Source organism: Nonomuraea cavernae (genome assembly GCF_014646355.1).
Taxonomy (GTDB): domain Bacteria; phylum Actinomycetota; class Actinomycetes; order Streptosporangiales; family Streptosporangiaceae; genus Nonomuraea; species Nonomuraea cavernae.
In genome coordinates, this window is the sequence record NZ_BMNH01000073.1 from 1 (window position 1) to 698 (window position 698).

Here is a 698-nt window from a genome sequence, read left to right on the forward strand (position 1 = left end):
GACGCCTACACCACCCTGCACGCCCATGTCCGCAACGGCAATCTGGGCAGGCCCGGCTCCGCCCGGCGTGAACGGGTGCTGGCCCGGCCGATCGTCTTTCGCCCGGGCGCGGCCCAGCCGTTCGACGACCGCTGCCTGTCCTGGCAGCTGAACGCCCGCACGGTGTCGATCTGGACCGTGGGTGGGCGGATGAAGGGCGTGGCGTTCACTGCCTCGGCCGATCAGCTCACCCTGCTGGCCGCTCACCGCAAGGGCGAATCAGACCTGGTCTGCCGCGATGGCAGGTGGTTCCTCATCGCCACCTGCGACCTGCCGGACGTTCCGGTGCGCGCTCCGGACGGGTTTGTCGGGGTGGATCTGGGGATCGCCAACATCGCCACCACCACCGCCACCGCCACCGCCACCGCCACCGCCACCGGCACCGGCACCGCCACCGGCACCGGCACCGGCACCGGCACCGGAGATGGTGTCCGTCACAGCGGAAAGGCCCTGAACGCGGTCCGTCACCGCCACCGGGAGTTGCGCCGCCGCCTGCAGGCCAAGGCCACCAAGTCCGCGAAACGGCTGCTGAGGAAACGCCGCCGCAAGGAAGCACGTTTCGCCGCCGACCTTAATCACACCATCGCCAGACGCATCGTGACCGAGGCTGCACGCACCGGGCGAGGCATCGCCCTGGAAGATCTCCAGGGCATCCGCGA

1 pseudogene is annotated in these 698 nt (G+C 70.3%); it reads left to right on the top strand.

Going from position 1 to position 698, the window contains the following annotated elements:
- A pseudogene (locus IEY82_RS38735) lies at positions 1 to 698 on the top strand (hypothetical protein); the annotation flags it as partial.